The 220-nt window shown below is 47.3% G+C and carries 1 protein-coding gene; it reads right to left on the reverse strand.

Annotated elements, in window-relative coordinates:
- Positions 1 to 220 (reverse strand): aminotransferase class V-fold PLP-dependent enzyme (locus tag A3712_RS16990; protein ID WP_157618798.1); only part of this gene is annotated, 220 nt, incomplete at both ends.

Consider the following 220-nt stretch of genomic DNA (forward strand, 5'->3'; position numbering starts at 1 on the left):
TATCTGAGCCAGAGCAACAATCTTGGTTCGCTTCGTTAACAGTGTATCAAAAGCAGCAAGGTCGAATTCGCAGTCAGATGTCATCGGGATTTTGATGACCTTAGCACCGGTTTGTTCTGCCACGATTTGCCAAGGGACGATGTTGGCGTGGTGCTCCATTTCGCTCACCAGAATTTCATCGCCTGATTGAAGGGTGTTTCTAGCGTAAGTTTGAGCGATA

The sequence above is a fragment of the Vibrio sp. HI00D65 genome (genome assembly GCF_001635455.1).
GTDB lineage: Bacteria > Pseudomonadota > Gammaproteobacteria > Enterobacterales > Vibrionaceae > Vibrio.